The organism is Streptomyces sp. NPDC054863, assembly GCF_053610825.1.
On record NZ_JBSGZD010000448.1, the window covers coordinates 1 to 4,276 of the forward strand.

Genomic DNA, 4,276 nt, shown 5'->3' on the forward strand with positions numbered 1-4,276 from the left:
CACCCACGCACCCCCCACCACCGCACCGGGCCACGCCTCCTGACGGACCGTCACCCGATGTTCCAGCACGTCCACCCCCGCGAGCACGCAACCGAAGGGACCGACCGCATGACTTCCGGAGCGCAGGCCAGAGACGACTCGGCCGAGGACACGACCGAGGAGAAGGTGGTCGACTTCTACGACAACTTCACCGAGGTGTTCAGGGAGATCTGGGGCGACAACCTGCACGTCGGCTACTGGCACGACGACGCCGACCAGGCCCCCGTCGAGCAGGCCACCGACCAGCTCACCGACCAGCTCATCGAGCGGCTCGCCCCGCAGCCGGGACGGCGCATCCTGGACGTGGGCTGCGGCATCGGGCAGCCCGCCTTCCGGCTCGCCGGGGCGGCCGACGTCGAGGTCGTGGGCGTCTCCATCAGCAAGTACCAGGTCGGCCGCGCCAACGAGCGCTCCGCCGAGCTCGGCCTGGCCGACCGGGTCGCCTTCGAGTACGCCGACGCGGCCGAACTGCCCTTCCCCGACGCCTCGTTCGACGGAGCCTGGGCCTTCGAGTCGCTGATCCACATGCCGGACAAGGAGAAGGTCCTGCGGGAGATCAAGCGCGTGCTGCGGCCGGGCTCGGTCCTCGTGCTCGCCGACATGTTCAGCCAGCCCGACACCGAGCTGACGTTCCAGGACATCATCAGCAGCCCGGAGATGGGCGACTACCGCGCCGTGATCGAGAAGGCGGGATTCACCGTCCGCGAGTTCACCGACATCACGGCCAACACCCTGGCCCCCCAGGCGGTGCGGGAGACCATCATCGCCGGTCTGCTGGCGCGCAAGGACGACGTCATCGCCATGACCGGACCCGAGGAGTTCGCACGGATGGTGGACGGCATCCGCGTCCCCAACTCCTACGGATACCTCCTCGCCACGGCCACCACCGACTGAGAAACGGGTCCCAGCATGGTCATCACCCAGTGCCGCGTCTGCGGCAACCACGAACTGATCCCGGTACTCGACCTGGGAGACCAGGCCCTGACCTGTGTCTTCCCCAAGAGCGTCGACGAGGAGGTGCCCACGAGCCCGCTGGAGCTGGTCAAGTGCTCGCCCGCCGGCTGCGGCCTCCTGCAACTGCGGCACACCCCCGACCTCGACCTGATGTACGGCGAGGGCTACGGATACCGTCCCGGCATCCGGCCCTTCATGGTCGAGCACCTGAGGGGCAAGGCCGTCGCAGCCGCCGAACTGGCCCGCCTGGAGCCGGGGGACGTGGTCGTCGACATCGGCAGCAACGACGGCACCCTGCTGCACCAGTACCCCGTCGAGGGACTGCGCCTGATCGGCATCGACCCCTCCGGCGAGAAGTTCCGCGACCACTACCCGCCCGCCGAGCTGATCCCCGAGTTCTTCACCAGCGAGGTCTTCACCGGGCACTGCGGCAAGCAGCGCGCGAAGGCCGTGACGACGACCGGCATGTTCTACGACCTCCCGGACCCGCTGCGGTTCATGCAGGACATCCACGAGATCCTCGACGACGACGGCATCTGGATGACCGAGCAGAGCTACATGCCGGCCATGCTGGAGGCCAACGCCTACGACGTCGTCTGCCACGAGCACCTGGAGTACTACGGCTTCCAGCAGATCGAGTGGATGGCCGAGAAGGCCGGCTTCACCGTCCTGCGGGCCGAGACCACCGACGTCTACGGCGGCAGCCTCTACGTCACCCTCGCCAAGAACCCCGGCCGCCACCCGCGCGACGAGGGCTCCCTGATCGCGCTGCGCGCGCGCGAGGCCGCCGCCCGCCTCGACACCATGGCCCCCTACGAGGCGTTCGCCCGCCGGGTCCGCCAACAGCGCGACGACCTGCGGGGGTTCCTCGACGAGTCCCGCGCGGCCGGCCTCCTCACCCTGGGGTACGGCGCGTCGACCAAGGGCAACGTGACCCTCCAGTACTGCGGCATCGGCCCCGAGGACCTGCCCTGCATCGGCGAGGTCAGCGAGGAGAAGGAGGGCCGCTTCGCCCCCGGCTCCCGGATCCCGATCGTGTCCGAGGAAGAGGCCAGGTCCCGCCGCCCCGACCAGCTGCTCGTCCTGCCCTGGATCCACCGCGACGGCTTCGTCGCACGCGAGCAGGCGTACCTGGCCGGCGGCGGCAGGCTCGTCTTCCCGATGCCGACCCTCACCACGGTGACCGCCTGACCCGGTACACCCTGACGGAAGGACACCCGGTGGCGACCGACACCCGAGCCGCTCCGCCCAGCCTGGACAGCGACCTCTTCCACCTCGACCAGTACGCGGCCTACGCCGCACTGCGGGAGCAGGGGCCGGTGAGCCGGGTCAGCTTCATCGGCCGCGAGGCGTACCTGATCACTCGTCACGCCGAGGCGAGAGCGGCCCTCGGCGACCCGCGGCTGAGCAACGACTTCAAGAAGCAGCCCCCCGAGGTGGAGCTGCCGACGTACCACGGCATCCCCGAGGACGTCCGGCCCTACTTCGCCCACAACATGGGCAGCAACGACCCGCCCGCCCACACCCGCCTGCGCTCCCTCGTCGCCCGGGAGTTCACCGCCCGCCGGGTGGAGTCCATGCGCCCCCGGATCGAGGAGCTCGCCGACCGGCTGCTCGACGGCCTCACCGGGTCCGCCGAGGCCGACCTGGTCGAGCGCTTCGCCTACCCGCTGCCGATCACCGTGATCAGCGAGCTGCTCGGTGTCGAGGAGCGCCACCGGAGCGACTTCGGCAGGTGGAGCAACGAGTTCCTGGTGATCGACGCCGAGCACGCCGACCGGCGCGGGCAGGCCGCCCGCGCCCTGGTCGGCTTCATCCTCGACCTGATCGACCGCAGGCGCGCCGAGCCGGGACCCGACCTCCTCTCGGCGCTCATCGGCGTCCAGGAGGAGGACGAGGACCGGCTCACCACCGACGAACTCGCCTCGGTGGTCCTGATCCTGCTGATCGCCGGCTTCGAGACCTCGGTGAGCCTCATCTCCATGGGCGCCTACCTGTTCCTCACCCACCCCGGGGAACTCGCCAAGGTGCGCCAGGACCCCTCGCTCCTCCCGAACGCGGTCGAGGAGGTCCTGCGCTTCCTGGGCCCCGCCGAGATCACCACCCGCGGCTCCCTCGAAGACATCCGGATCGGCGACGTGCTCGTCCCGGCGCACAGCACCGTGCTCATCGCGGGCGCCGCGGCCAACCGGGACCCCCGCCGCTTCCCCGACCCCGAACGGTTCGACGTGACGCGCGACGCGGGCGGACACCTCTCCTTCGGCCACGGCATCCACTTCTGCCTGGGCGGCCCGCTGGCCCGGCTGGAGGGCGAAATCGCGCTCCGCGCCCTCCTGCGGCGCTTCCCCGGCCTCGCCCTGGCGACGGAGCCGGAACAGGTGAGCTGGCGCCGGTCCTTCCTGCGCGGCATCGACCGCCTCCCCGTGAGGCTGGGCAGGTGAGCGCCGCAGTCTCCCCCGAGGAGACCTGGCTGCGCCGGTTCGGCCCGCCCGCCGACGGGCCGGTGCGGCTCGTCTGCTTCCCGCACGCCGGGGGCGGCGCGAGCAGCTTCCACTCCCTCGCACGCGCCCTCGAACCCGGGGCCGAGGTACAGGCGGTGCAGTACCCGGGCCGCCAGGACCGGCGGCACGAGCCGCCGCTGACCCGGCTGGGCGAACTGGCCGACCGGATCGCCGAGGTGCTGGAGGCCTCCGTCGCGCGCGAGGGGACTCCGTACGCCCTCCTCGGTCACAGCCTGGGGGCGCTCGTCGCCTACGAGACGGCCCGGCGCCTCGACCGCTCGGGCAGCACCCCGTACCGGCTGTTCGTGTCGGCCCGCTGCGCGCCCACGGTGTCGGCGGGGCCGACCGACCACCTGGCGGACGACGACTCGCTGCTGGCCGAGGTCCGCGCCCTCGGCGGCGCCGACGCGCTCGACGACCCCGAGGTACGGGCCATGGCGCTGCCCGCGCTGCGCGCCGACTACCGGGCCCTGCGGTCCTACACCTGGCAGGACGGGCCCGCCCTGCGCTGCCCGATCACGGCGATGACCGGCACCCAGGACCCCCTGTGCACCCCCGGGCAGGCGACCGACTGGCTGCGCCTGTCCGTCGTCCCCGGGCGCGCGCGGACCTTCGGGGGAGGCCACTTCTACCTCCAGGAGCGCGTCACCGACGTGGCCGGGGCCGTCCTCGCGGACCTCGGGCTCCGTACCCCGCGGGCCGCTTCGGCAGGGACCGCCCCCGGCTGAGCGGAGCGGCCGCCCCGGGCGGCGCGGCCGGGCGGACACGAACGCGCCCAAACG

The 4,276-nt window shown here is 72.1% G+C and carries 4 protein-coding genes; all 4 read left to right on the forward strand.

From position 1 onward, the window contains the following. The first annotated feature begins 108 nt into the window (after nucleotides 1-108). From ACWGIG_RS37320 to ACWGIG_RS37335, 4 genes are read left to right on the forward strand one after another with little or no spacing between them, the layout of a single operon-like run. Nucleotides 109-933 carry an SAM-dependent methyltransferase gene (locus ACWGIG_RS37320; RefSeq protein ID WP_453326167.1) on the forward strand — a complete coding sequence of 275 codons (825 nt, stop codon included), beginning with the start codon at nucleotides 109-111 and terminating at the stop codon, nucleotides 931-933. A gap of 15 nt (nucleotides 934-948) precedes the next feature. After that, nucleotides 949-2,184, forward strand: a complete 1,236-nt coding sequence (locus ACWGIG_RS37325) for a class I SAM-dependent methyltransferase (RefSeq protein WP_453326168.1) — start codon at nucleotides 949-951, stop codon at nucleotides 2,182-2,184. A gap of 29 nt (nucleotides 2,185-2,213) precedes the next feature. Then, nucleotides 2,214-3,434: a cytochrome P450 family protein gene (locus ACWGIG_RS37330; protein WP_453326169.1), complete on the forward strand. Its 1,221-nt coding sequence runs from the start codon at nucleotides 2,214-2,216 to the stop codon at nucleotides 3,432-3,434. Further along, entirely contained in the window at nucleotides 3,431-4,222 is a 792-nt protein-coding gene (locus ACWGIG_RS37335) for a thioesterase II family protein (RefSeq protein WP_453326170.1), read from the forward strand. The genes ACWGIG_RS37330 and ACWGIG_RS37335 overlap by 4 nt, the downstream gene beginning before the upstream one ends. Nucleotides 4,223-4,276 lie beyond the last annotated feature (54 nt).